Consider the following 25,146-nt stretch of genomic DNA (forward strand, 5'->3'; position numbering starts at 1 on the left):
CGAGGCGAATCTGACGTTATCTATATAAAAAATTGAGGAGCACATCGATGCGCGTCATTCTGCTGGGAGCTCCCGGGGCCGGTAAAGGTACTCAGGCACAGTTCATCACCGAAAAATTCGGCATTCCGCAAATCTCCACTGGCGACATGCTGCGTGCAGCGGTCAAGGCCGGCACCGAGCTGGGCATCAAGGCCAAGAGCATCATGGATGCCGGCGGCCTGGTATCCGATGACCTGATCATCGCCCTGGTCAAGGACCGCATCGCCCAGTCCGACTGCGCCAACGGCTTCCTGTTCGACGGTTTCCCGCGCACCATTCCTCAGGCTGAAGCCCTGGTGACTGCCGGCGTCGAGCTGGATGCGGTCGTCGAGATCGCCGTCGAAGACGAGGAAATCGTCCAGCGTATCGCCGGTCGCCGCGTTCACGAGGCCAGTGGCCGCGTGTACCACATCGTCTACAACCCGCCGAAAGTGGCCGGCAAGGACGACATCACCGGTGAAGACCTGGTACAGCGCAAGGACGACACCGAAGAAACCGTGCGTCATCGCCTGTCGGTCTACCATTCGCAGACCAAGCCGCTGGTGGATTTCTACCAGAAGCTGTCGGCTGCCAATGGCAAGCCGAAGTACAGCCATATCGAAGGCGTCGGCTCGGTTGAAGCAATCACCGCCAAGGTGCTTGCGGCCCTGAGCTGAAAAGACTGATCCGCTGCATCATCAACGGCCCGCTTGCGGGCCGTAGTTGTTTATACTGACGCACTTTTTCAGATCCCTCTTTTTACCAACCCTCTTGTGGAAACATCGATGAGCACCTTGCTGGCCCTGGACACCGCGACTGAAGCTTGCTCCGTTGCCTTGCTGCATGACGGCAAAGTGACGAGCCATTACGAGGTGATCCCGCGCCTGCATGCGCAGAAGTTGCTGCCGATGATCCAGCAATTGCTGGCTGACGCCGGCACCACCCTGCAAGATGTGGACGCCATCGCTTTCGGTCGCGGGCCTGGCGCGTTCACTGGCGTGCGCATCGCTATCGGTGTCGTGCAAGGCCTGGCGTTTGCCCTGGACCGTCCGGTATTGCCGGTGTCGAACCTCGCGGTGCTGGCCCAGCGTGCTTTTCGCGAACACGGCGCCAGCCAGGTCGCGGCCGCCATCGATGCGCGCATGGACGAGGTGTACTGGGGCTGCTACCGCGAGACGGCGGGGGAGATGCGACTGGTCGGCCAGGAAGCGGTGCTGCCACCGGAAGTGGCTGCATTGCCGGTCGATGCCAGCGGCGAATGGTTCGGTGCGGGGACCGGTTGGGGTTACGCCGAACGCATCGCCGTCAGCCTGAGCGGGCAGGATGCGGGCATGCTGCCCCACGCTGAAGACCTGCTGACATTGGCGCGGTTTGCCTGGGAACGCGGCGAGGCGATTGTGGCGGATGAGGCGCAGCCGGTTTATCTGCGCGATAAAGTGGCGACGCCCAAAGCGCGTTAATCCCGAGACCGAGTTGTCCCATTCGCGAGCAGGCTCGCTCCCACAGGAGTTAATCTATTCCTTGTGGGAGCGAGCCTGCTCGCGAAGGCGATCTCACATACACAGCCAATCGTCGATTTCTAACCCCGGCTTTTAAACCTTTTGTCTTTTATGTGTTCTAGTTATCACTCGGCGGTTTGCGAAGTGGATTATGCGCCACTAAACTGCCATCACTGATACCGAGCATGCACTTATGCGTATAGACGGCATTTCCTCTCAGTCCTACCCCATCAAACGCAATCCGCGCAAAGGCCGGGTGGTGGAAGACGAGTCCGTCGATATCGAAGGCGAGCTGGAGTTTCCGTCCGAAGAGCAACTGGCCGCCCGTGCCAAAGCCGCTGCGCAACGCCTGAGCAATCTCCCCGCCCGTCAGCAGGACATGCTTTATCACCGCGCCATGAGCAAGAGCGTGGCGATGGCCCTGGCCAGCTACCTCAGCACCGCCGGTTTCGTCGACTGGGAAGCGCAAGTCATGGGTCTTGACCTGTACATCTGATGTTGTTGCCTTACTACCTCGGCTGCCCATCCTGGAGTGAAAACGCCTGGCGCGACTACCTGTATCCGCCAGACGCCAAACCCGCCGAGTTCCTCACTCTCTATTCCCAAGTATTCAACGCCGTGGAAGGCAATACGACCTTCTACGCGAGTCCGGCCGCCAGCACCGTGCAGCGCTGGGCACAAACCCTTCCCGAACACTTTCGCTTTACCGCCAAGTTTCCCGGCGACATCAGCCATGGCGGTGACCTGCGCGAACAACTGACCGCTGCCGAGACCTTTACCCAATTGCTCGGCCCCCTCGGCGAGCGGGTGTCGCCGCTGTGGTTGCAGTTGTCGAAAAGTTTCACGCCACAGCGCTTGCCCGAGCTGGCGGGATTCATTGATGCCCTGCAGCGGCCCTTGGCGGTGGAAGTGCGGCATGACGACTTCTTTGCCAGGGGCGACAGTGAACGGCTGCTCAATCGCCTGTTGCTGGATCGTGGTGTCGAGCGCATTTGCCTTGATCCGCGCGCGCTGTTCAGCTGCACCTCGACCGATCCTTCAGTGCTCCACGCCCAGTCGAAAAAGCCCAGGGTTCCACCGCGTCCGGCAGCGTTCACCCAGTTCCCTCAGGTCCGCTTCATCGGCCATCCGCAGCTTGAAGCCAACGATCCGTTTCTGCTGCCGTGGGTGGAGAAAATCGCCTTGTGGATCGAAGAGGGCCGCACGCCATATATCTTCCTGCACACCGCCGACAACGTGCTGGCGGCGAAACTGGCGCAGCGTTTCCACGGGAAGTTGATGGCGCGTTTGCCTGGCTTGCCGGCGCTGCCTGAGCTATACAGAGAGCCCGCCGCCGAGCAACTTGGCCTGCTCTGAAGGCGGATTCATTCCCCTTTTCAGGAGCCTGCCAATGGATGCGCAAACCCTTCGAGCCCAAGCGTTCAAAGCCTTGCACGAACGCGACGGGGCTTTTGTGATTCCCAACCCGTGGGATGCCGGCTCGGCAAAAATGCTCGCCAGCCTGGGCTTCGAGGCGCTGGCAACCACCAGCGCCGGTTTCGCTTTTTCCCAAGGGCGCCCCGATGGCGGACTGACCCTGGACGACACCCTGGCCAACGTTCGGGCGATAGTCGCTGCCACCGACTTGCCGGTTGCGGTCGATCTGGAAAACGGTTTTGCCGACGATCCTGTCGAGTGCGCTCAAAGCATTCTGCGAGCTGCTGAAGCAGGTGCCGTGGGGGGTTCGATCGAAGACGCCACTGGCCGCGAGGGCGCTCCAATCTATTGCTTCGAACATGCCGTGGCACGCGTCGAGGCCGCCGTCGCCGCCGCTCGCAGCTTGCCTTTTCCCTTCACGCTGGCTGCCCGGGCCGAGAACTTTCTTCACGGCAATCCGGATCTCGATGACACGATTCGCCGCTTGCAGGCCTTCGCCGAGGCCGGTGCCGATGTGCTTTATGCGCCGGGGCTGCGCAACGCTGAAGAGGTACTGGCGGTGGTCCGCGCCGTGGCGCCGAAGCCGGTCAACGTGTTGATGTCCGGCGGCTTGAAGCTGACGGTCCAGGAACTGAGCGAAATGGGCGTCAAGCGCATCAGTGTCGGCTCGGCACTGGCCCTGGCGGCGCTGGGCGAGTTCTATCGCGCCGCCGAAGAGATCAAGACGTCGGGCACCTTCGGGTTTACGTCGCGGTCCATGCCGTACGCCAAGGCCAATCAATTCTTCAAAGGCTGACCATCAGGCGGCGAGGCGCAGGTTCTGCAGGATGATCGGGCGCGCCCAGCCGTTATCGAAATCGAGTTGTTTTTGTTGCTCCACCAGTTCTTCCGGCGAGAACGGCGGGAAGGGCTTGTCCAGCAGATCGAGTTCGAACTCGGCGATCGGTAGGTGCAACGGACGCGGTTGCGGCGCCGGGCCGGCTTCCGGCAACGGCTGACCGGCGGTCAACACGATCGGACGCACCCAGCCGCTTTCGAAGTCCTGCTGTTTTTGCTGGGCGACGATTTCTTCCGGGGGGAATGGTGGGAACGGCTTGTCGGCCAGGTCCATTTCGAACTCGGCAATCGGCAGGAACAGCGGCTCGGGCGGGCGAACCTCGTTGTCCTTCACGTCGCATTCGCGCTGGGAAACGATGTGCGCCAGCAGGTCGCTGCCAACGGTAGGTTCGACGGGGCTTTCGAGATCGACCGGTGGAAAATTGAGCGATGGCGGCAGTACATCCTCACCCGACTGTTCAGCCAGCGCACGGGCAAAGAAATCCTGCCAGATGTGGCTGACGCCGCTCAGTGCCTGGGTGTTTCGCAGGTTGTAGTCGCCATAGGGCGAGATAAAACCTGTGATGGTGGGTTGAATGTCTGACATTTCTCTCGGTCGACGCTCAGCTCTGGCAAAATGCTCGATAGTTTTGTTATCGGCCGTTTTTGCCGATCATTAATTTTTTGAGCGTTTTTTCCCATGATTGAGCAACCGGCGGCGTGCCGCATCCATGTCGAAGCCTTGGGCGCGACCTTTCAGCCACAGGCCGAGCATTGGGCCGAGCGCCTGGGGCTGCCGTTGCAGGTGGATAACGGTGAGTTCGCGTTGCAGGTAGGCGAGCAGGGCTTGCAGCTGCAGCAGCTCGGCGCGGACGCGCCTGGCCCGGTGCGGGTGGACTTCGTCGAGGGTGGCGCGGCCCATCGCCGGTTGTACGGCGGCGGCAGCGGGCAGATGATCGCCAAGGCCGTTGGCATCGCTCAGGGCGTGCGTCCGCGGGTGCTGGATGCCACGGCGGGGCTGGGCAAGGATGCGTTCGTGCTGGCCAGCCTGGGCTGCGAAATGAGCCTGATCGAGCGCCAGCCGTTGATTGGGGCCTTGCTCGAGGATGGTCTGGCCCGTGGCGCCGAAGATTTCGACGTGGCGCCGATCGTGGCGCGCATGCGCTTGCTCAAGGGCAATTCGATCGAGGTGATGCGCAACTGGGAAGGTGAACCGCCGCAGGTGATCTATCTCGACCCGATGTTCCCGCATCGTGAGAAAACCGCGTTGGTGAAGAAGGAAATGCGCCTGTTCCGGCCGCTGGTGGGCGATGACCCCGATGCGCCGGCCTTGCTCCAGGCCGCATTGGCTTTGGCCACCCACCGGGTCGTAGTCAAGCGCCCGCGCAAGGCGCCATGCATTGAGGGGCCCAAGCCGAGTCATGCGCTGGATGGCAAGTCCAGTCGGTATGACATCTATCCGAAGAAAGCGCTCAAGGCTTAAGACCGAGTTGCCCCAATCGCGAGCAAGCTTTGCTCCCACAGGGTTTGAGGCGTTCACAAACATTGAACCCTGGACAAAACCTGTGGGAGCAAGGCTTGTCGGATCGCCGCACCGCCGCGATGGCGTCAGCCCTGACGCCACAAATACCTCAGACTGATTCGGGCCGATAAGCCCGCATAAACAACCCCACAACTTCCCGCACATGGCTCTCCGCCGCTTCCCCGGTCAACGGCTCGCCACACCCGTACAACAACCGGAAATTCGCCGCGCCCTTGAGCAGGCAAAAAAAATGCTCCGCTGCATTACGCGGTTTATCGATGCTCAGCGCGCCACTCTGATCCACCTTGCTCAGCAGTCGCTCCATGCCGTGCAGCATGCGTTCTGGGCCTGCCTCGAAGAAGATCAGTGAGAGCTTCGGGTCCTGGCTGCCCAGGGTCATGATCAAACGGTGCAGGTTCACCGATTCGTCGCTGTTGATCAGGTGATGGAAGCCGCGGGCAATGTTCAGCAGCACGGTTTCCACGGCCACGCCTTCCGGCAGTTCAAAAAACAGAGGCGGCAATTGCTCCTCGCACTTGGCCACCACGGCCGCGGAGAACAGCGTCTCCTTGTCGTTGAAATGGCTGTAGACCGTGAGCTTCGATACTCCGGCCTGCGCTGCGACAGCATCCATGCTGGTGTTGGCATATCCCTTGGTCAAAAACAGCGTCTTCGCCGCGTCGAGGATCGCCTGGCGCTTGGCCAGATCCTTGGGGCGGCCAGGGCCGTTGGGTGCTGAAAGATTGTTCGGCATATGCGCTTTTATTACTGGACTGGTGAGTTTGCTATTAATAACATACCGGTCAGTATAATTATTCCAAGCACCATTAGCGAAAGGTCCTTCACCATGTTCCGCTATGCCTTGCCCCTCGCGTTGCCAGTCACCCTGGCGTTTTTTTTGACGGCGTGTGGTCACGAAGAGGCGCCCCAAACCAGCGTTCGCCCGGCCATGGTGGTTCAGCCAGAGCCTTCGGCCCAGGTGATGGAAAGCTATCCCGGCGAAGTCCGTGCCCGCTTTGAACCGGACCTGGCATTCCGCATCGGCGGTAAAGTCAGCCGACGACTGGTCGAGGAGGGTCAGCGGGTCAGGGCCGATCAACCCCTGGCGGAACTCGATCCGCAAGATGTGCGCCTGCAACTGGAGGCCACCCGTGCCCAGGTCGCGGCTGCCGAGGCCAATCTGAATATGGTGCGCGCCGAGCGTGATCGCTATAAAACGTTGATGGAACGTCAGTTGGTCAGCCGTTCGCAGTACGACAACGCGGAAAACCTCTACCGCTCCGGCGAAGCGCGTCTCAAGCAGATCAAGGCCGAATTCAACGTCTCGACCAACCAGGCCAGCTACGCCGTGTTGCGTGCACCACAGGACGGTGTCGTGGCCAAACGAGCGCTGGAAGTCGGGCAGGTCGTGGCCGCCGGGCAAACGGTATTCACCCTCGCCACCGATGGCGAACGTGAAGTATTGATCAGCCTGCCGGAGCAGAGCTTCGGCCGCTTCAAGGTCGGTCAACCGGTGTCGGTGGAACTGTGGACGCAACCGGATCAGCGCTTCGCCGGGCACATCCGCGAGCTGTCGCCATCCGCCGATCCGAAGTCCCGCACCTTCGCTGCCCGTATCGCGTTTACCGGTGGCAAAGTCCCCGCCGAACTGGGCCAGAGCGCCCGGGTGTTCGTGCAAACCGCCGAGTCCGTCCCGCTGGCGGTGCCGCTGTCTGCACTGACCGCGGAAAACGGCGTGACCTACGTCTGGGTCGTCAGCGCCAACAACACCCTGAAGAAAACTCCGGTGCGGATCGGTGCCTTCGGTGAGAAAACCGTCCCGGTGCTCGAAGGTCTCAACGCCAGCGACTGGGTAGTAGCCGCCGGCGTCCATGTGCTTCTGGACGGGCAGCAGGTGCGCCCGGTGGATCGCTCCAACCGCGTGGTCAATCTGGCGGACAAGGAGTAATCCCCGATGGGTTTCAATCTTTCCGAATGGGCGCTGCGTAATCGCCAGATCGTCCTGTTCCTGATGCTGTTGCTGGCCATCGTCGGCGCGCTGTCCTACACCAAGCTCGGCCAGAGCGAAGACCCGCCGTTTACCTTCAAGGCCATGGTGGTTCGTACCAACTGGCCAGGCGCCACGGCACAAGAGGTCTCGCGCCAGGTCACCGAACGCATCGAAAAGAAGCTGATGGAAACCGGTGAGTACGAACGCATCGTGTCGTTCTCCCGCCCCGGTGAATCACAGGTGACGTTCATTGCCCGCGACTCCATGCACTCGGTGGAGATTCCCGAGCTCTGGTATCAGGTGCGCAAGAAGGTCAGCGACATCCGCCACACCCTGCCGCCAGGTATTCAGGGGCCGTTCTTCAACGATGAGTTCGGCACCACGTTCGGCAATATCTACGCCTTGACTGGCGACGGCTTCGATTACGCCGTGCTCAAGGATTATGCCGACCGCATCCAGATTCAGTTGCAACGGGTCAAGGACGTGGGCAAGGTCGATCTGCTCGGCTTGCAGGATGAAAAAATCTGGATCGAGCTGTCCAACGTCAAGCTCGCCACGCTTGGCTTGCCGCTGGCAGCGGTGCAGCAGGCGCTTGAAGAACAGAATGCCGTGTCCACCGCCGGCTTTTTCGAAACCAGCAGCGAGCGATTGCAGCTACGGGTCTCGGGGAATTTTCAGACCGTCGATGAGATAAAAAACTTTCCGATTCGGGTCGGGGATCGCACTTTCCGTATCTCTGATGTGGCCGACGTGCGCCGTGGCTTCAACGATCCACCGGCGCCTCGTATGCGTTTCATGGCGCAGGACGCTATCGGTCTGGCCGTGGCCATGAAGGACGGCGGTGACATTCTGGTGTTGGGCAAAGCTCTGGAAGTCGAGTTCGCCCGCATCCAGAAAAACCTCCCGGCCGGCATGCAACTGCGCAAGGTTTCCGATCAACCGGCGGCGGTGAAAACCGGTGTCGGCGAGTTCGTCCAGGTCCTGGTGGAAGCCCTGGCCATCGTGTTGCTGGTGAGCTTCTTCTCCCTTGGCGTGCGCACCGGCATGGTAGTCGCTTTGGCAATCCCGCTGGTATTGGCCATGACCTTCGCCACCATGTATTACCTGGGCATCGGCCTGCACAAGATATCCCTCGGCGCGTTGGTGCTGGCACTGGGTTTGCTGGTGGACGATGCGATCATCGCCGTGGAAATGATGGCGATCAAAATGGAACAGGGCTTCGACCGGATCAAGGCGGCGAGCTATGCCTGGACCAGCACCGCGTTCCCGATGCTCACCGGTACGTTGATTACCGCGGCCGGGTTCCTGCCGATCGCCACCGCGCAATCGGGCACCGGCGAATACACCCGTTCGATCTTCCAGGTGGTGACCATCGCGCTGCTGGCATCGTGGGTAGCGGCGGTGGTTTTCGTGCCGTACCTCGGGGAAAAACTCCTGCCGGACCTGGCGAAAATTCACGCGGCGAAACACGGTACTGACCAACCCGATCCCTACGGCACGCCGTTTTATCAGCGGGTGCGGCGTCTGGTGGAGTGGTGCGTGCGTCGACGCAAGACGGTGATCGCGGCGACGGTGATTCTGTTCATTGCTTCGGTGTTCCTCTTCCGTTTTGTGCCACAGCAATTTTTCCCGGCGTCGGGCCGACTGGAATTGATGGTCGATCTGAAACTGGCCGAAGGCGCTTCACTGAGCAACACTGCCGAGGAGGTCAAGCGCCTCGAAGCGTTGCTCAAGGACAAGGCCGGGATCGACAACTACGTGGCTTACGTGGGCACCGGCTCGCCGCGTTTTTACCTGCCGCTGGATCAGCAGCTTCCCGCCGCGAGTTTCGCCCAGTTTGTCGTGCTGGCGAAAACCATCGAGGAGCGCGAAACCCTGCGTACCTGGCTGATCGCTACCCTCAACGAACAATTCCCGGCCCTGCGTTCGCGGGTCACTCGCCTGGAAAACGGTCCGCCGGTTGGCTATCCGGTGCAGTTCCGGGTGACCGGCGAGCACATCGAGGAAGTCCGTGCACTGGCACGCAAAGTGGCGGCCAAGGTTCGCGAAAATCCTCATGTGGTTAACGTTCATCTGGACTGGGAAGAACCGAGCAAAGTCGTTTATCTGAATGTCGATCAGGACCGTGCGCGGGCACTGGGCGTGAGCACGGTGAACCTGTCGAAGTTCCTGCAAAGTTCGCTGACCGGTTCCAGCGTCAGCCAATATCGCGAAGACAACGAGTTGATCGAGATCCTGCTGCGCGGCACTTTGCATGAGCGCACCGAGCTGTCGTTGTTGCCAAGCCTGGCGGTGCCGACCGACAACGGTCGCAGCGTGGCCCTGTCGCAAATCGCGACCCTGGAGTACGGCTTTGAAGAAGGGGTGATCTGGCACCGTAACCGCCTGCCCAACGTGACCGTACGCGCCGACATCTATGGCAAGGAACAACCGGCGACGCTGGTGCAGCAAATCATGCCGACCCTCGACCCGATCCGTGCCGAATTGCCGGACGGCTATTTGCTGGATGTCGGCGGCACCGTGGAAGACTCCGCGCGCGGGCAGAACTCGGTGAAGGCCGGTGTGCCGTTGTTCATCGTGGTCGTACTGACGTTGTTGATGTTGCAACTGCGCAGTTTCTCACGCACGGCGATGGTGTTTCTGACGGCGCCACTGGGGCTGATCGGGGTGACGCTGTTCCTGATGGTGTTCCGCCAGCCGTTTGGTTTCGTGGCCATGCTCGGGACTATCGCGTTGTCGGGGATGATCATGCGCAACTCGGTGATTCTGGTGGATCAGATCGAGCAGGACATCGCTGCCGGATTGAAGCCTTGGCAAGCGATCATCGAGGCCACGGTGCGGCGGTTTCGGCCGATCGTGTTGACGGCACTGGCGGCGGTACTGGCGATGATTCCGTTGTCGCGCAGTGTGTTTTTCGGGCCGATGGCGGTGGCAATCATGGGGGGGTTGATTGTGGCGACGGCGTTGACGCTGTTGTTCTTGCCGGCGTTGTATGCGGCGTGGTTCAGGGTCAAGAAAGAGCCGGCCTGAGTTCGTTGGACTTGGCGGCCTTCGGGCCGACCAGGTTCCTGGTTGATTGAGTACATATCCATTCCTGCGGTAACGGCGGCTGGCGGTTTCGCCCTTACGGCGAGTCACTTGGAAGAGCGCCAAGTAACCAAGCGCTCTTGCCCCTTTCGTTCGGCGCCTCGCTAAGGCTCGGCATGCCCTTGCTCCGGTCCTGCTCCGTGGGCCCGCCGCGATCGGCCATCCCTGGCCGGGCGCGGCTAAACCGGCATCCATGCCGGTTTGCCCACTGCGCAGAACCTCCACTCGGCCTCTCGAGGTGGCAAGAAGATCAAAAGCCAAAGCAACGCGAGGCGGCCTGACAGCCGACCTGATTTTGCAGACTTCCCCCAATTCAACTGTGGGAGATTCTATGGTTGAGGGGAAGCCCTCATCTGGTTTTCGGCTGGTATTCGCTCCGACTTTCGTTAGGAGCTCCACTATGATCAAACACAGTCCAAATCCCCCAGATGCAACCCCGGGTCTACAGGCGAAAACCACTTACCGCCCCTGTCCAATTTTCACCATCCATCCGGGCATCCGTTCCGAAACCCTCCTTGCCCATACCCATGAAACCCTTGCTTCAGCCAATGTCATGGCCACGGAATTGTCTTCCAGCCTGATCGGCCCGACGTGCAATCTGGTGCTGGGTATTCAACAGATGATTGTGCTGGCGCAGCTGTCGGTGAACCGTGTGCTGGATCAGATCGAACCGCAGCAATAGCAAACAAAAAGCCCGCTGACTCTGGGAGAGTCAGCGGGCTTTCTTCAAACGGTGAAAGTTGTTCTATCAGTCAGGCCGAGGAGTGGCCATCGCGAGCAAGCTTTGCTCCTACAGGTTTTGTGTTGCGGGTCAGAGGGAGCCGAAGACCTTCTTCGCCAAACTGGTCGCCGCCGCCGCCGGATCCTTGCGAATGGCTTCTTCCTGTTTGCCGATCATCTCGAACAAGCCATTGAGCGCTTGCTCGGTGACGTAGTTTTCGACGTTGGCGTTTTTCGCATCCACTACGCCCATGGTCGCCGCTTGCCCGGCGAACGAGTTGTACTGCTGGGCCAGGCCAACCTTGTCGGTAGCTTGCTTGACGATCGGCAGGAACTTGACGCGGATCTGTTCGCGGCTGGTCTTGTTCAGGTATTGGGTGGCCGAGTCGTTGCCGCCGCTGAGGATGCCCTTGGCATCATCGACGGTCATTTTCTTCACGGCATCGACGAGGATCGGCTGGGCCTGGACAACTGCGGTTTCTGCCGCTTTGTTCATGCTGGCTTCCAGCTCATCGACCTGATCACCCATGCCGAACTGTTTCATCTTGCTCGCGACTTTGCCCAGTTTGCCAGGCAGTTCGATTTTCACGTCCGGGTTGTTGCTGAAACCGCCCGGTGTGCCGAGCTGTTTCACGGCCAGTTGAGCACCTTGGGTCAGGGCGTCCTTGAGGCCACCGGTGGCGTCTTTTTGCGACAGGTCACTCAGGGACAGCGCCAGAGCGCTCACGGAAATCATCAGGCCTGCACACAGGCCGGCAAAACGGAGGGTAGGGCGGAGCATGGCAACTTCCTTTTTCAAAAAGACACTTAGCGGGCCGCGTCGACGCGAACCTTCAATGGCTGTGGATCGGTGCCGTCCAGCCGCACGGCGTGATTCTCAGTGGTGATGAACAGCAGTTTGCCATCGACCTCAATGCGAGCGCTCACCGAGTAACGATGGTTGGGCTCGATCTGCAATGGGTCGTAGCTGAGGTGGAACGGCAAGGGCACCTGGCCTTTGACCGGTCCGCGTTGCTCATCGATAACCTTGGCCGGGGCATCGGCGAGTGAGATGTCTTGCAGGCTGACACTCAGGACGGCGGTGGGCGGCAGCGCAATGCGTTGCAGATAGAAGACTTCACCGTTGAGGGTTGCCTTGGGCGCAGGTGTTGGGTGCTGGCAAGCTGTCAGCAGCAGGGCGACTGCGATCAGGGACAGTTTTTTCATCGGACTATCTCCATGTCTGGGGGCGTCAGAACCGCCTGACGCCCTGATCAATTTAGACGGTTTGAACGGGTTGATCGGCCGCATCTTCAACGCGATGCAACGCCACCTGCCGGATCGACAAGCGGATTTCCGCCGGCAACACCCGTTTGGCCGCACCTTCGGCCAATTCGCCGAGCAGTTCGTGATAGCCCAGCTTGCCGGCATCGTCGCGCTTGAGTACGTCGAGATCGAGCAGGGTCTGGATGAAGTGGCGGAACAGGCTCTTGTCAAAGAATTCCGGGGCGTTCAGGCCGTGCAGGATCGACAGGCGCTGGGCCATGACCGTGCACAGGTCTTCCAGTTCTTCGGCGCTGATGCTGTTCTGGCCGCTGTTGAGCAGCAGGGAAACGGTCATGTAGAAGCGCTGCAAGGTCTGGGCGATGCTTTTCGACAGCAGCGTCAGCAGTACGAAATGCCGCGAGCTTGGGGCAGGGCGCAGGTAGACGTCGTTCTCGAAGCGCAGCAGGCCTTGTTCGACGAACGCTTCCAGCCATTGATCGATCACCGCGTCCAGCTCGTCCAGCGACCAGCGAATGAACAACTCCGCTTGCAGGTACGGGTACAGCGCGCGGGTGTAGCGCAGGATCTGTTCACGGTTCATGCGCGATGCGCTCTGGAAGAAACTCGCCAGCAGCGCCGGCAAGGCGAAGATATGCAGCACGTTGTTGCGGTAGTAGGTCATCAGGACGGCGTTCTGCTCGTCCAGATACAGAATCTTGCCCAGGGCATCGCTCTGCTCGGAGAGCAGGTCCATGTCCTTCACATGCTCGATCAGCGCTCGACCGTCACCGTCCGGCAACGTGGTATGCGGTGAGTACGGGACCTTGCGCAATAGCGCCAGGTACAGATCGAGGACCCGTGCCATGGCGCGATCGTCCAGAGCCAGACGGCTGGTGGACAGCAGCGCCAACGCCACCAGGTTGACCGGGTTGATCGCGGCCGCTTCATTCAGATGCTGCGCGACTTTATCCCCGAGGCGATTGGTGGTTTCGTTGAGCCAAGCGGGCTTGAACTGCGGGCCGAACTCCTGTTTGCGCCAGTCTGGCTGTTCGCTGTCGAGGAACTCCGCCAGTTTGATCGGCTCGCCGAAGTTCACCGCCACCTGGCCGAAACGCTGCTTGAGCGCGCCGATGACTTTGAAGATGTCGAAGATCGATTCTTTCTTCTTGCTCGCCCCGCGCAATTCGCCGAGGTAAGTGCGGCCTTCCAGCACGCGCTCATAACCGATGTACACCGGCACGAACACGATGGGCACGCGCGAGGAGCGCAGGAAGCTGCGCAGGGTGATCGCCAGCATCCCGGTTTTCGGTTGCAGCATGCGCCCGGTGCGCGAACGGCCACCCTCGACGAAGTACTCCACCGGGAAGCCCTTGGTGAACAGCGTGTGCAGGTATTCGTTGAACACCGAGGTGTACAGCGGGTTGCCCTTGAACGTGCGGCGCATGAAAAACGCACCGCCACGGCGCAGCAGGCCGCCGATGCCTGGCATGTTCAGGTTGATCCCGGCGGCGATGTGCGGCGGGGTCAGGCCGTTGCGGAACAGCAGGTAGGAGAGCAGCAGGTAGTCGATATGGCTGCGATGGCACGGCACATAGATCACTTCGTAACCTGGGGCGACCTTCTGCACGCCTTCGATGTTGTTGACCTTGATACCGTCGTAGATCTTGTTCCAGAACCAGCTCAGCACCACTTCCATAAAGCGGATCGCCGTGTAGGTGTAATCCGAGGCGATCTCGTTGCCGTAGCGCAACGCCTGGGCCTTGGCTTTCTCCGGGGAGATGTTTTCGCGCTCGGCTTCGTCGATGATCGCCTGCTTGACCAGCGGCTGATTGACCAGGCCCTTGACCAGGTTGCGCCGGTGGGAAATGTCCGGGCCAATGACGGCGGTTTTCAAATTGCGGAAATGTACCCGCAGGATGCGCTGGGCCATGCGCACGGTGCGTTCGTGGCCTTTGTTGTGCTCGATCAGCTCGCGCAGGTGGATCGGCGCGGAGAACTGCACGCGGGTCTTGCGTCCCAGCACGATGATGCTGAGTAGGCGGCGCAATCGCCCGGTGACCGCCCAACTGTCGGCAAACAGCAACTTCCACGGGCTCGACTCGCTGTCCGGCGACTGGCCCCAGAACACGCTGACCGGAATGATCTGCGCATCTTCGGCGGCATTCTGGCTCAGGGCGCTGACGAGGCGGGTCAAGGTCGGCGGTGCGCCACGCTTGTCCTGGCGGCCGAGCCAGTCCGGGTCCGGTGTCAGGTAGAAGAACGCCGCCGGTTCCAGCAGGTTACCCACCGATACCGGCAGTACCGGGCGCGGCAAGCCAGCCTTGCTGCATTCGGTGTCGACCACGGCGAGGTCGGTCAGCGAAGGGTTTTGCAGGACGTAGAACACCGGACGACTGCGGTCGAGGTTGAGGGTGAACGACGACTGGTTGATCGTTTCCGAGCGAACCCAGAGGTACAACAGTCGGCGCAGGGTGCCAAACACAAGACGGCGGAGCGGGGAACGGGTCATACGGCATCTGCATGAGTGAATAAAAAACCGAGCGTTTGCTCGGGAGCTGGATAGTGTGCCGGATTCGCCGAAAATCGGCAAAAAAGCGGCAATCAAAGTGCTATTGAGAGATTAAATGTCTGACATATACTCGGCGCTCTGTCGCCGCAGCCCTTTATGGGACGGCATGTGCAGGCTGACGTTCCCGAGGCTTTCCTGCGAAAAGCCCGATCAATAATAAAAAAGGAGTATGAACAGATGGCAACACGTGAAACCGGCAACGTGAAGTGGTTCAACGACGCCAAGGGCTACGGCTTCATTCAGCGCGAAGACGGGGTGGATGTGTTCGTGCACTACCGCGCGATTCGCGGTGAGGGCCACCGCTCGCTGACCGAAGGCCAACAGGTCGAGTACGGGGTGGTGGAAGGGCAGAAGGGGTTGCAGGCTGAGGATGTTGTAGGGCTTTAAACCAGTCTACAAATCATACAAAACCCTGTGGGAGCAAGGCTTGCCCGCGATGGCAGTGTGTCAGTAAACATTATGTCGATTGACACACCGCCATCGCGGGCAAGCCTTGCTCCCACGGGATTGCGGTGCCGTGGGTTAAGCCGTTTTCCAGGTGATCTCTTCTTCACCGTCGGCGCTGATGCGAATCCAGCGATCCGCCGTCTCCTCACCTTCTTCCTCGACCCAACTGCCCGGCGCGCAACGCACTTCGACGTTCAGCGCGGCAAACGCGGCGCGGGCGCAGGCGATGTCGTCGTCCCACGGGGTCTGGTCACTTTCCAGGTACAGGCTGTTCCATTTGCCCACGGCTTTGGGCAACCAGGTCACCGGCACATTGCCGGCCTTGCACTTGTAGGTCTGGCCTTTCTGGACCCAGTCGGTGCATGGGCCCAATGCCGCACTGAGCCAGGCGGAAACCGCCTTATGGTCGACGTCGGCGTCTTTCAGGTAAATCTCGATATCGGGTTGGCGCATGGATGTCCTCACTGCGTGTCTGAAAAATCCATTCGCGGATTTAGCCGGTCCTGGGCCGTTGCCCAGGACCAAAATGAATAACTATTGAAGAATGAAATAATCGTAGCGCATCGAAACGGTGACCTCGAACGGCTCCGCCTGCTCGATGACCGCCGCCCGGCGCTCGGCACTGGCGCGCCAGCCGTGAGGCGTCATGGCCAGCAGATTCGCCCGGTCCTGACCGCTGGCAAGCGTCAGTTTGTATTCCAGGGTTTCACTGTGCGCCAGCGCCATGCCTTCCGGCACCAGGGCCAGGTGTTTGTCGTCGGTGTATTCGCGGACTTCGTCGTACAGCCGCTCGCGCAATTCCATCAGATGGCCGCTGGTCGGTCCGACTTTCATCAGGCCGCCACCGGGGCTGAGCAGACGTTTGGCCTCCTGCCAGTCCAACGGGCTGAAGACGCTGGCCAGGAACTGGCAACTGCCCGATGCCAATGGTACCCGCGCCATGCTGGCGATCAACCAGGTCAGTCGCGGATTGCGTTTGCAAGCGCGTTTGACCGCTTCCCGGGAGATGTCCAGCGCGTAGCCGTCGGCATCCGGTAGGGCGTCGGCGATTTGCGCGGTGTAGTAACCCTCGCCACAGCCGATGTCGACCCAACGCGCCGGCGCATAACCGGCCGCCAGCTCTGCCAGGCGTCTGGCCACCGGCGCATAGTGCCCGGCGTTGAGGAAGTCGCGACGGGCTTCGACCATCGCCTGGTTATCCCCTGGGTCACGGCTGTTCTTGTGCTGCACCGGCAGCAGGTTCAGGTAACCCTGGCGCGCACGGTCGAAGCGGTGCCCGGCGGGGCAGGCCACGCCGTTGTCCACCGCATTGAGCGGTTCGCTGCAGATCGGGCAAGCGAGCATCAGGCGAGCAACTTGATCAGGGTCTGGTAGTAGATCTCGGTCAGTACATCGAGGTCGGCCGCCAATACACGCTCGTTGACCTGGTGGATGGTCGCGTTGACCGGCCCCAGTTCGACCACTTGCGTGCCCATGGTCGCGATGAAACGCCCGTCGGAGGTACCGCCACTGGTGGAGGCCTTGGTTTCGCGACCGGTGATGTCCTTGATGCTCGACGACACCGCGTCGAGCAGAGCGCCCGGTTCGGTGAGGAACGGCAGGCCCGACAATGCCCAATCGATGTGCCAGTCCAGGCCATGCTTGTCGAGGATGTCGGCGACGCGCTTCTGGAGGCCTTCGACGGTGGATTCGGTGGAGAAGCGGAAGTTGAACACTGCCACCAGATCACCGGGGATGACGTTGGTCGCGCCGGTGCCGGAGTTCACATTGGAGATCTGGAAACTGGTCGGCGGGAAGAAGTCGTTGCCGTGGTCCCAGTGCTCGGCGGCCAGTTCGGCCAGGGCCGGGGCGGCGAGGTGGATCGGGTTCTTGGCCAGGTGCGGGTAGGCCACGTGACCCTGCACGCCGCGTACGGTGAGCTTGGCGCCGAGGGAGCCGCGACGCCCGTTCTTGACCACGTCACCCACCAGGGTGGTACTCGACGGTTCGCCGACGATGCACCAATCCAGGCGCTCCTTGCGTGCCACCAGACGTTCGATCACCGCCTTGGTGCCGTGGTGCGCCGGGCCTTCTTCGTCGCTGGTGATCAGGAAGGCAACCTTGCCCTTGTGATCCGGGTAGTCGGCGACGAAACGCTCGGCCGCCACGGTCATGGACGCGAGGCTACCTTTCATGTCTGCCGCGCCACGGCCGCAGAGCATGCCGTGTTCGTCGATCACCGCGTTGAACGGGTCGATCTGCCAGGCGGTCACTGGACCTGTCGGCACCACGTCGGTGTGACCGGCGAAGCACAGCACCGGGCCGTCGTGTTTGCCGTGGGTGGCCCAGAAGTTATCCACATCTTCGATGCGCATCGGTTCCAGCATGAAACCGGCATCGCCCAGGCGCTGCATCATCTGCTTCTGGCAATCGGCGTCGACCGGCGTCACGGACGGACGGCGGATCAGGTCGATGGCGAGTTGGAGGGTCGGCGAAAGGTCGGCTTGGGCCGTCATGGAAAACTCCGAAAATCATGAATGTGGGCACGGACTCACTGTGGGAGCGAGCCTGCTCGCGAATGCGGTATATCAGCCAACATAAACGTTGATTGTTACAACGCCTTCGCGAGCAGGCTCGCTCCCACAGGGCTCAGGTCCGGCCATTGGGCCGCAGGCCCCGCAAAATGGCGGTTATCTTAAAGCAAAACGGCGACCATTGGCCGCCGTTTAGTGCATCGGTGAAGATTTAGACCGCTGGTGCCGTTTCGGTCTCGGCGGTCGGTTTCGGCAGGGACGACAGGAACGCCATGATCAGCGCCGCCAGGTACGGCAGCGACTGCACCAGCAACATGGTCACCCAGAAGCGCATGTCATTGCTCGGCATGCCGTTGACCAGGAAGATCCCCAGCGCCGCGCCCCACAGCAACAGCATGATGAACACCTCTTCCCGCGCTTCCGAAATCGCCACCCAGAAGCCGTGGTTATCGGCGTTCTTCGGCGTGCGGAAGAACGGAATGCTGCTGGTGAAGAACCCGTACAGCACCGCTTTGGCGATGGTGTGCGACAACGCCAGCCCGGCCAGGGCCGCGCAGAACGCATCCTTGAGGTTCACGCCCACGGCGCGACGGTAAAGGAAGATGATCTTGCCGACCTTGAACACGAACAACGCCAGTGGCGGGATCGCGAAAATCAGCAGCGGCGGATCAACCCGTTGCGGCACGATGATCATCGCCGCCGACCACAACAGCGCGCCGACGGTGAAGAAGATGTTCATGCCGTCCGCCACCCACGGCAACCAGCCCGCGAGGAAGTGGTAGCGCTGGCCGCGGGTCAGCTCGGTGTCCTTGCCGCGCAGCAGGCTGCGGGTGTGACGCTTGATGATCTGAATCGCGCCATAGGCCCAGCGGAAGCGCTGTTTCTTGAAGTCGATAAAGGTATCGGGCATCAGGCCCTTGCCGTAGCTGTCGTGGTAATACGCCGCCGACAGACCTTTTTCGAACACCCGCAGGCCCAGCTCGGCGTCTTCGCAGATGCACCAGTCGGCCCAGCCCAGTTCCTCGAGCACCGAGCGACGGGTCATGGTCATGGTGCCGTGCTGGATGATCGCGTCGCGGTCGTTGCGGGTGACCATGCCGATATGGAAGAAGCCTTTGTATTCCGCGTAGCAGAGCTTCTTGAAAGTGCTTTCGTTCTGGTCGCGGTAGTCCTGCGGCGACTGCACCACGGCGATTTTCGGATCGGCGAAGTGCGGCACCATGTGCTTGAGCCAGTTGGGGTGCACGCAGTAATCGGAGTCGATCACCGCAATCACTTCGGCATCCTTGGCGGTGTGCGGAATCAGGTAGTTCAGCGCGCCGCCCTTGAAGCCGGCCAATGGCGCGACATGGAAGAACTTGAAGCGCGGGCCGAGGGTTTCGCAGTAGTCGCGCACCGGCTCCCAGACCGCCGGGTCCTTGGTGTTGTTATCGATGATCAGGACTTCGAAGTCCGGATAGTCGAGATTGGCCAGGGCATCGAGGGTCTGTTTGACCATCTCCGGCGGCTCGTTGTAGCAGGGAACGTGGATCGACACTTTCGGGCGGTAGCTGGAGTCACCCTCCACCGGCAGGAATTCCCGGCGCCGCTTGTGAATCCACACCGCTTCGGCCAGTTCGTGGGCCTCGGTCAGCAACACGATAAACACCCCGAGCGCGCCGAGGGCGAGCAGGATGCCCACTGTCAGGCTGAACCAGGTGCTGTATTGCAGGCTGTAGTCATAACCGATCCACACCAGCACCGAACCGCAGAGGAACGCGATAAAGGTCAGGAAGGTTCGGCCACGCTGGCGCAGGGCCGAGCCGTCGATCATCAGCAGGGTCAGCGACAACAACGCCAGCACCACCGAGCCAACCGCCAGCACGCGCCATTGCGGGATCGCGACCACCGGGCCTTCGAAGTTGAATTTCTGCTGACGTGCGGCGTTGAACACGCCCCAATAAGCGCCTACGGAGCCTTCGTCACTGGCCTTCCAAGGTTGGTCGAAAGCTTCGATCACAAAGTAGTTGAAGCCCTGGCGGTTGAGCTTGTTGACCAGCGTACGCAGGTAAATCGCCTGGTCCGCCGGCGATGCATCGGCACCACCGCGCATGCGACCGTTGCTCGGCCAGCCGACTTCGGACAGCAGCAGCGGTTTTTTCGGGAACATCTTCTTCAGGTCGCGGGCGCGGTCCAGAACGAACTGCTGGGCCTTGTCCACCGGGATGAATTCCCAGTAGGGCAGGATGTGCGCGGCAATCAGGTCGACGTGCTTGGCCAGCTCAGGGTGCTCTTCCCAAACGTGCCACTGTTCGGACGTGGTCACCGGCACCTTCACGGCGGCCCGGACACGATCGAGCAGTACGCTGAGCTCCTGGGCGGTGATTTCCTTACGGAATAGCGCTTCGTTACCGACAACCACCCGAACCACGCTGCGCGAGGAGTTGGCGATTTCGATGGCGCGTTTGATCTCCCGTTCGTTGCGTTCCTGATCCGGACTGATCCAGATCCCCAGCGTCACCCGCAAGCCGAACTCTTCCGCCAGTTTCGGGATGTTCTCCAGCGTGCCATCAACCGAATAGATACGGATGTTGTCCGTCAGCTTGCTCATGATCTCGAGGTCGCGACGCATCTCTTCGTCGGTCGGGTACTGTTCTTTCTGTGGGAATTGACCTTGCTGGAACGGCGAATAGGAGAAGCCAGAGATCTGTTCAGGCCAGTTGGGGGCGGTGACCGGGCGATTGATCAGCGCCCAGAAGCCGGTAAACAAGGCGGCGATGGCGAGCACCACCACCAGGTTGAGTCCAAATTTACGCGATGACATGGTTATTTCAGGTTCCAAAGGCTGTGGAACGAAGGAACGGTTGGCAGTCGCCAAGGGGCGCGCATCCTACACCGGGCCTTCCCTGACCGTACAGCAGACAGGGAATTGCCCGACATTGGGCAATCGGCTTTCACATAAGTTCTTACACTTGTAGCTTGAAACTTAAAACTTCTAGCCGGGTAGCCCTATAATGCGCGCCGGTTTTTGAGGTGTTGGTCATGAGTACAGAAGATCCGCGGTTTGCTGGCATCGCCCGTTTGTATGGCATCGAAGGGCTCGAGCGTCTGCGCGCGGCCCATGTGGCGATCGTCGGTGTGGGTGGCGTCGGTTCCTGGGCGGCGGAAGCCATGGCCCGTTGCGGTGTGGGCGAGATTTCGCTGTTCGACCTGGACGATGTCTGTGTCAGCAACGCCAACCGTCAGTTGCACGCGCTGGACAGTACCGTCGGCAAGCCCAAGGTCGAGGTGATGGCCGAGCGCCTGCGCGGGATCAACCCTGACTGCACGGTGCACGCGGTGCCGGATTTTGTCACCCGCGAGACCATGGCCGAGTACATCACGCCCAACATCGACTGCGTGATCGACTGCATCGACAGCGTCAACGCCAAGGCGGCGCTGATCGCCTGGTGCAAGCGCCGCAAGATCCAGATCATCACCACCGGCGGCGCGGGCGGGCAGATCGATCCGACGCTGATCCAGGTCTGCGACCTGAACCGCACCTTCAATGACCCGTTGGCCTCCAAAGTGCGTTCCACGCTGCGCCGCGACTACGGCTTCTCTCGTACCGTGACCCGCCACTACAGCGTGCCGTGCGTGTTTTCCACCGAGCAACTGCGCTACCCGAAACCGGACGGCAGCATTTGTTTGCAGAAGAGTTTTGTCGGCGATGGCGTGAAGCTCGACTGTGCCGGCGGGTTTGGCGCGGTGATGATGGTGACGGCGACGTTCGGCATGGTCGCGGCGACCAAGGCGGTGGACAAGATTGTGGCGGGCGTGCGGCGGCCGGCGGATCGCATCAAACCTGAGGCTTGAGTGCTGCTGAGGGCCTCTTCGCGAGCAGGCTCGCTCCCACATTGGAGTGCGTGCCTTGTGGGAGCGAGCCTGCTCGCGAAAGCGATTAGCCAGCCAACTCATTCATCCGCTGAAGCACCGCATTCAAGCCGTTACTACGCGACTGCGACAACTGCCGACCCAGCCCCAACTGATTGAACCAGTCCGCCAAATCCACTTGCTGCAAATCCGCCGCCGACAACCCGTTAACCCGCGCTAGCAGCAACGCCACCAGCCCGCGAATCAACCGTGCGTCGCTGTTGGCCTTGAATCGCCAGTGTCCATCCTGCAATTCGCCCACCAGCCACACCTGGCTTTCACAGCCATGTACCCGGTTGGCGTCGCACATATCCACATCGCTCAACGCAGGCAGGCGTTCGCCCCACTGCATCAGCAGACGTGCCCGTTGTTCCCAGCCAGGTGCATTCTGAAAGGCTTCCAGCGCTGTCACGGCCTCGGCAGGCAAGTTCATCGCAGTAACTCCAGCGCCTGGTCCAGCGCTTCAAAGAACCGTTCCAGATCTTCGGAATCGTTGTACAGCGCCAGCGATACCCGAATCGCCCCGGCCAGTTCATAGCTTTTGAGCAGCGGCATGGCGCAGTGATGGCCGGCGCGCACGGCGATCCCCTGTTCGGTCAGCAAATGCGCCAGGTCCGAGTTATGCACACCCTCGACGGTGAAACTGGCGAGCGCCACTTGCGGCTTGCCCAGCAGTCGGATGCCATTACGTGATTCAAGGCCCTTGAGCAGGTAGTCATGCAGCGCCGCCTCATGGGCAGACACGGCGTCCTGATCGAGTCCGGCGAGGTAATCCAGGGTTGCCCCCAGGCCTATCACGCTGGCGATCGGCGGCGTACCCGCCTCGAACCCCAGCGGTGCCGGGCGAAAGCGGGCGTCGTGGTAGTTGGCGTCCAGCACCATCTCGCCGCCGAACTGCCAGGGACGCAGCTGTTGCAGCGCTTCATTGCGCCCGAACAACACGCCCAGGCCATCGGGGCCATAGAGTTTGTGACTGGAGAACACATAGAAGTCGCAACCCAGTGCCTGCACGTCGTGGCGGCCATGGACCACGCCCTGGGCGCCGTCGATGACTGTCAGTGCGTCGTGCGCCTTGGCCATCGCCAGCAGTGCGGGCAGTGGTTGCCAGGCGCCGATCACGTTGGACAACTGGCTGACCGCCAGCAGGCGGGTGCGGGGGCCGATCAATTGGGTGGCGGCTTCAAGGTCGATCACGCCATCGGCATCCAATGGCAGGATCACCAGTTTCAGTTCATGGCGATGCGCCAGTTGCTGCCACGGCAGCAGGTTGGCGTGGTGTTCCAGGGCGCTGATGACAATTTCATCGCCCGGTTGGAATAGGTGCTCCAGGCCGTAGGCCAGGAGATTCAGCGCAGACGTCGCGCCGTGGGTGAAGATGATCTGGCCGCTGTCACCGGCATTGAGCCATTGCGCGGCTTTGCGGCGGCTGTCCTCGAACGCCTGGGTGGCGTGGGCGCCGGGCAGGTGTTGCGCCCGGTGCACGTTGGCCGCGCCGTTGGCATAGTAATGCGCCAGGGCATCGAGCAAGGCTTGAGGTTTTTGCGTGGTGGCGGCGTTGTCCAGATAGGTCTGGTCTTGCCGTTGCAGGGCGGCGATGGCCGGGAAATCGGCGCGCCAGGGAGAGGGAATCATCATGCTTTAGGGCCCTGGTCAACATGGGCGGGTGTACACAGCACTTCTGTGGGAGCAAAGCTTGCTCGCGATGGGGCCCATGAGGCCGCCAAAAGCATCGCGGGCAAGCCATGCTCCCACAGAATGTCTATGACGCGCTGCTTAGTTGTGAGCGTGCAGCGCTTCGTTCAGTTCGATGGCCGATTTGTGGGTTTTGCACTCCACGGCACCGGTTTCCGAATTGCGGCGGAACAGCAGGTCGGTCTGACCGGCCAGCTCACGAGCCTTCACGACTTTGACCAGTTGGTTTTTCTCGTCCAGCAGCGCCACTTTGGTGCCGGCGGTGACGTACAGGCCCGACTCAACGGTGTTGCGGTCGCCCAACGGGATACCGATACCGGCGTTGGCGCCGATCAGGCAGCCTTCGCCCACCTTGATCACGATGTTGCCGCCACCCGACAGGGTGCCCATGGTCGAGCAACCGCCGCCCAGGTCCGAACCCTTGCCGACGAATACGCCCGCGGAAACACGGCCTTCGATCATGCCCGGGCCTTCGGTACCGGCGTTGAAGTTGATGAAACCTTCGTGCATCACGGTGGTGCCTTCGCCGACGTAAGCACCCAGGCGCAGACGTGCCGCATCAGCGATACGCACGCCGGCCGGTACCACGTAGTCGGTCATTTTCGGGAATTTGTCCACCGAGAACACTTCCAGCAGCTCACCGCGCAGGCGGGCTTCGAGTTGATGCTCGGCCAGTTCGGACAGATCGATGGCGCCCTGGCTGGTCCAGGCCACGTTCGGCAGCAACGGGAAGATACCGGCCAGGTTCAGGCCGTGTGGCTTGACCAGGCGATGGGACAGCAGGTGCAGCTTGAGGTAAGCCTCAGGGGTCGACGACAGCTGGGCATCTTCGGCCAGCAGGGTGGCGACCAGCGGCTTGTGGCTTTCGGCCAGGCGGGTCAACAGGGCAGCCTGGGCAGCATCGACGCCCTTGACGGCTTCAGCCAGTTGCGCGGCTTGAGCGGTGGTGAAGGCGATGGCCTGGTTGCCTTCGCTGTAGCCCAGGATCGGTGCGATAGCGGCGACCAGTTCGGCCGACGGGTTGAGCAGTGGCTGTGCGTAGAACACTTCCAGCCAGGCGCCTTGACGGTTTTGAGTGCCGACACCGAAGGCCAGGCTGAACAGGGTAGTGGACATGTTGATACCTCTAAAAAATTGAAACGGGCCGCTTACTTCAGAGCTGCCGCGTAGCTATCTGGCTTGAAGCCAATCAGGGTTCGGTCACCGAGATCGAGCACCGGGCGCTTGATCATCGAAGGTTGGGCGAGCATCAGTTCGATGGCTTTCGACTGGTCGAGATCGGCTTTGCGTTCGTCGTCGAGCTTGCGAAAGGTCGTACCTGCACGGTTCAACACCACTTCCCAACCATGCTCATTGCACCACTGGGTCAGGTGTTCACGGTCGATACCGACCGCTTTGTAATCATGAAAGTCATAGCTGACAGCGTGTTCATCGAGCCAGGTGCGCGCCTTTTTCATGGTGTCGCAGGCTTTGATGCCGAAAAGGTGCAACGTTTTGCTTGAAACGGTCAAGGAATCGCCCCCTTTACAGGTGCTGGAGAAAAAAGGTGTCGGATTATGCCATGACCGGACGGTTTCGCGGCGGCTGTGGTCGGGTTTGTCATTGTGTCATGACGCTAAACCTGTGGGAGCGAGCCTGCTCGCGAAGAGGTCAGAACATTCAACATCTTGGTTGGCAGTGGTGTTGCCATCGCGAGCAGGCTCGCTCCCACAGGGGCTGTG

General features: G+C 61.0%; 24 protein-coding genes. 11 read left to right on the top strand and 13 right to left on the bottom strand.

The genetic code is table 11. The features are described 5' to 3' along the window. Positions 1 to 47: 47 nt before the first annotated feature. From adk to BJ917_RS12955, 5 genes are all read left to right on the top strand, one after another. The gene (gene adk / locus BJ917_RS12935; protein ID WP_096513194.1) at positions 48 to 695 is read left to right on the top strand and encodes an adenylate kinase; all 648 of its coding nucleotides are present in this window, start codon (positions 48 to 50) and stop codon (positions 693 to 695) included. Positions 696 to 803: 108 nt separating this feature from the next. Next, positions 804 to 1,478 (top strand): tRNA (adenosine(37)-N6)-threonylcarbamoyltransferase complex dimerization subunit type 1 TsaB, encoded by a 675-nt coding sequence (tsaB, locus tag BJ917_RS12940; RefSeq protein WP_121103566.1) that lies wholly within the window; start codon positions 804 to 806, stop codon positions 1,476 to 1,478. Between the two features lie 232 nt (positions 1,479 to 1,710). Next, positions 1,711 to 2,013: a hypothetical protein gene (locus BJ917_RS12945; protein ID WP_096513192.1), complete on the top strand. Its 303-nt coding sequence runs from the start codon at positions 1,711 to 1,713 to the stop codon at positions 2,011 to 2,013. Continuing rightward, positions 2,013 to 2,873, top strand: coding sequence for a DUF72 domain-containing protein (locus BJ917_RS12950; protein WP_096513191.1), 861 nt, complete (start codon positions 2,013 to 2,015; stop codon positions 2,871 to 2,873). Before BJ917_RS12945 ends, BJ917_RS12950 begins: the two co-directional genes overlap by 1 nt. Before the next feature lie 34 nt (positions 2,874 to 2,907). Beyond that, positions 2,908 to 3,729, top strand: a complete 822-nt coding sequence (locus tag BJ917_RS12955; protein WP_096513190.1) for an oxaloacetate decarboxylase — start codon at positions 2,908 to 2,910, stop codon at positions 3,727 to 3,729. A gap of 3 nt (positions 3,730 to 3,732) precedes the next feature. On the opposite strand, the gene BJ917_RS12960 is transcribed toward BJ917_RS12955, so the two are convergent. After that, positions 3,733 to 4,356 carry an energy transducer TonB gene (locus BJ917_RS12960; RefSeq protein WP_096513189.1) on the bottom strand — a complete coding sequence of 208 codons (624 nt, stop codon included), beginning with the start codon at positions 4,354 to 4,356 and terminating at the stop codon, positions 3,733 to 3,735. 93 nt (positions 4,357 to 4,449) lie between these two features. On the opposite strand from BJ917_RS12960, the gene BJ917_RS12965 reads away from it, so the two are divergent. Further along, positions 4,450 to 5,232, top strand: coding sequence for a class I SAM-dependent methyltransferase (locus tag BJ917_RS12965; RefSeq protein WP_121103567.1), 783 nt, complete (start codon positions 4,450 to 4,452; stop codon positions 5,230 to 5,232). A 148-nt stretch (positions 5,233 to 5,380) separates the two neighbouring features. Here the strand turns inward: BJ917_RS12965 and BJ917_RS12970 are convergent, their stop codons facing one another. Beyond that, positions 5,381 to 6,025, bottom strand: a complete 645-nt coding sequence (locus tag BJ917_RS12970) for a TetR/AcrR family transcriptional regulator (RefSeq protein ID WP_096513187.1) — start codon at positions 6,023 to 6,025, stop codon at positions 5,381 to 5,383. Between the two features lie 93 nt (positions 6,026 to 6,118). Here BJ917_RS12970 and BJ917_RS12975 point away from each other — a divergent pair, with 93 nt between their 5' ends. The 3 genes from BJ917_RS12975 (at position 6,119) to BJ917_RS12985 (ending at position 11,030) form a co-directional block, all read left to right on the top strand. Then, the gene (locus tag BJ917_RS12975) at positions 6,119 to 7,219 is read left to right on the top strand and encodes an efflux RND transporter periplasmic adaptor subunit (protein WP_096513186.1); all 1,101 of its coding nucleotides are present in this window, start codon (positions 6,119 to 6,121) and stop codon (positions 7,217 to 7,219) included. A gap of 6 nt (positions 7,220 to 7,225) precedes the next feature. Continuing rightward, a complete protein-coding gene (locus BJ917_RS12980) occupies positions 7,226 to 10,291 on the top strand; it encodes an efflux RND transporter permease subunit (RefSeq protein ID WP_121103568.1) in 3,066 nt (1,021 codons plus the stop codon). A 457-nt stretch (positions 10,292 to 10,748) separates the two neighbouring features. Beyond that, positions 10,749 to 11,030 carry a DUF6124 family protein gene (locus BJ917_RS12985; RefSeq protein ID WP_121103569.1) on the top strand — a complete coding sequence of 94 codons (282 nt, stop codon included), beginning with the start codon at positions 10,749 to 10,751 and terminating at the stop codon, positions 11,028 to 11,030. Positions 11,031 to 11,159: 129 nt separating this feature from the next. Here BJ917_RS12985 and BJ917_RS12990 read toward each other — a convergent pair whose 3' ends face one another. Genes BJ917_RS12990 through plsB form a run of 3 tightly spaced genes read right to left on the bottom strand, consistent with a single transcriptional unit; the run spans position 11,160 to position 14,822 of the window. Then, positions 11,160 to 11,849, bottom strand: a complete 690-nt coding sequence (locus BJ917_RS12990; protein WP_121103570.1) for a DUF4197 domain-containing protein — start codon at positions 11,847 to 11,849, stop codon at positions 11,160 to 11,162. Between the two features lie 26 nt (positions 11,850 to 11,875). After that, complete coding sequence (locus BJ917_RS12995) at positions 11,876 to 12,274, bottom strand: YbaY family lipoprotein (protein ID WP_121103571.1); 399 nt, start codon at positions 12,272 to 12,274, stop codon at positions 11,876 to 11,878. 52 nt (positions 12,275 to 12,326) lie between these two features. Further along, positions 12,327 to 14,822, bottom strand: a complete 2,496-nt coding sequence (plsB, locus tag BJ917_RS13000) for a glycerol-3-phosphate 1-O-acyltransferase PlsB (protein WP_121103572.1) — start codon at positions 14,820 to 14,822, stop codon at positions 12,327 to 12,329. Positions 14,823 to 15,059: 237 nt separating this feature from the next. On the opposite strand from plsB, the gene BJ917_RS13005 reads away from it, so the two are divergent. After that, positions 15,060 to 15,269, top strand: coding sequence for a cold-shock protein (locus BJ917_RS13005; protein WP_096513181.1), 210 nt, complete (start codon positions 15,060 to 15,062; stop codon positions 15,267 to 15,269). A gap of 135 nt (positions 15,270 to 15,404) precedes the next feature. On the opposite strand, the gene BJ917_RS13010 is transcribed toward BJ917_RS13005, so the two are convergent. From BJ917_RS13010 to BJ917_RS13025, 4 genes are all read right to left on the bottom strand, one after another. Further along, positions 15,405 to 15,782, bottom strand: coding sequence for a hypothetical protein (locus BJ917_RS13010; protein WP_096513180.1), 378 nt, complete (start codon positions 15,780 to 15,782; stop codon positions 15,405 to 15,407). An 81-nt stretch (positions 15,783 to 15,863) separates the two neighbouring features. Then, positions 15,864 to 16,673 (bottom strand): putative RNA methyltransferase, encoded by an 810-nt coding sequence (locus BJ917_RS13015; protein ID WP_096513179.1) that lies wholly within the window; start codon positions 16,671 to 16,673, stop codon positions 15,864 to 15,866. Then, complete coding sequence (gene dapE, locus BJ917_RS13020) at positions 16,673 to 17,824, bottom strand: succinyl-diaminopimelate desuccinylase (RefSeq protein ID WP_121103573.1); 1,152 nt, start codon at positions 17,822 to 17,824, stop codon at positions 16,673 to 16,675. The genes BJ917_RS13015 and dapE overlap by 1 nt, the downstream gene beginning before the upstream one ends. Before the next feature lie 229 nt (positions 17,825 to 18,053). Continuing rightward, complete coding sequence (locus BJ917_RS13025) at positions 18,054 to 20,645, bottom strand: glycosyltransferase (RefSeq protein ID WP_096513177.1); 2,592 nt, start codon at positions 20,643 to 20,645, stop codon at positions 18,054 to 18,056. Between the two features lie 218 nt (positions 20,646 to 20,863). On the opposite strand from BJ917_RS13025, the gene tcdA reads away from it, so the two are divergent. Beyond that, positions 20,864 to 21,676, top strand: coding sequence for a tRNA cyclic N6-threonylcarbamoyladenosine(37) synthase TcdA (gene tcdA, locus BJ917_RS13030; RefSeq protein WP_372237721.1), 813 nt, complete (start codon positions 20,864 to 20,866; stop codon positions 21,674 to 21,676). A gap of 85 nt (positions 21,677 to 21,761) precedes the next feature. On the opposite strand, the gene BJ917_RS13035 is transcribed toward tcdA, so the two are convergent. From BJ917_RS13035 to BJ917_RS13050, 4 genes are all read right to left on the bottom strand, one after another. Further along, on the bottom strand, positions 21,762 to 22,166 hold the full coding sequence (locus BJ917_RS13035) for a SufE family protein (protein ID WP_096513176.1): 405 nt from the start codon (positions 22,164 to 22,166) through the stop codon (positions 21,762 to 21,764). After that, the gene (locus BJ917_RS13040; RefSeq protein WP_096513175.1) at positions 22,163 to 23,368 is read right to left on the bottom strand and encodes an aminotransferase class V-fold PLP-dependent enzyme; all 1,206 of its coding nucleotides are present in this window, start codon (positions 23,366 to 23,368) and stop codon (positions 22,163 to 22,165) included. Before BJ917_RS13040 ends, BJ917_RS13035 begins: the two co-directional genes overlap by 4 nt. A gap of 138 nt (positions 23,369 to 23,506) precedes the next feature. Next, entirely contained in the window at positions 23,507 to 24,541 is a 1,035-nt protein-coding gene (dapD, locus tag BJ917_RS13045; RefSeq protein WP_096513174.1) for a 2,3,4,5-tetrahydropyridine-2,6-dicarboxylate N-succinyltransferase, read from the bottom strand. Between the two features lie 32 nt (positions 24,542 to 24,573). Next, on the bottom strand, positions 24,574 to 24,936 hold the full coding sequence (locus tag BJ917_RS13050; protein WP_096513173.1) for an ArsC family reductase: 363 nt from the start codon (positions 24,934 to 24,936) through the stop codon (positions 24,574 to 24,576). Positions 24,937 to 25,146 lie beyond the last annotated feature (210 nt).

This window comes from Pseudomonas sp. WPR_5_2, from assembly GCF_003634475.1.
In the GTDB taxonomy this organism is placed as follows: domain Bacteria; phylum Pseudomonadota; class Gammaproteobacteria; order Pseudomonadales; family Pseudomonadaceae; genus Aquipseudomonas; species Aquipseudomonas izuensis.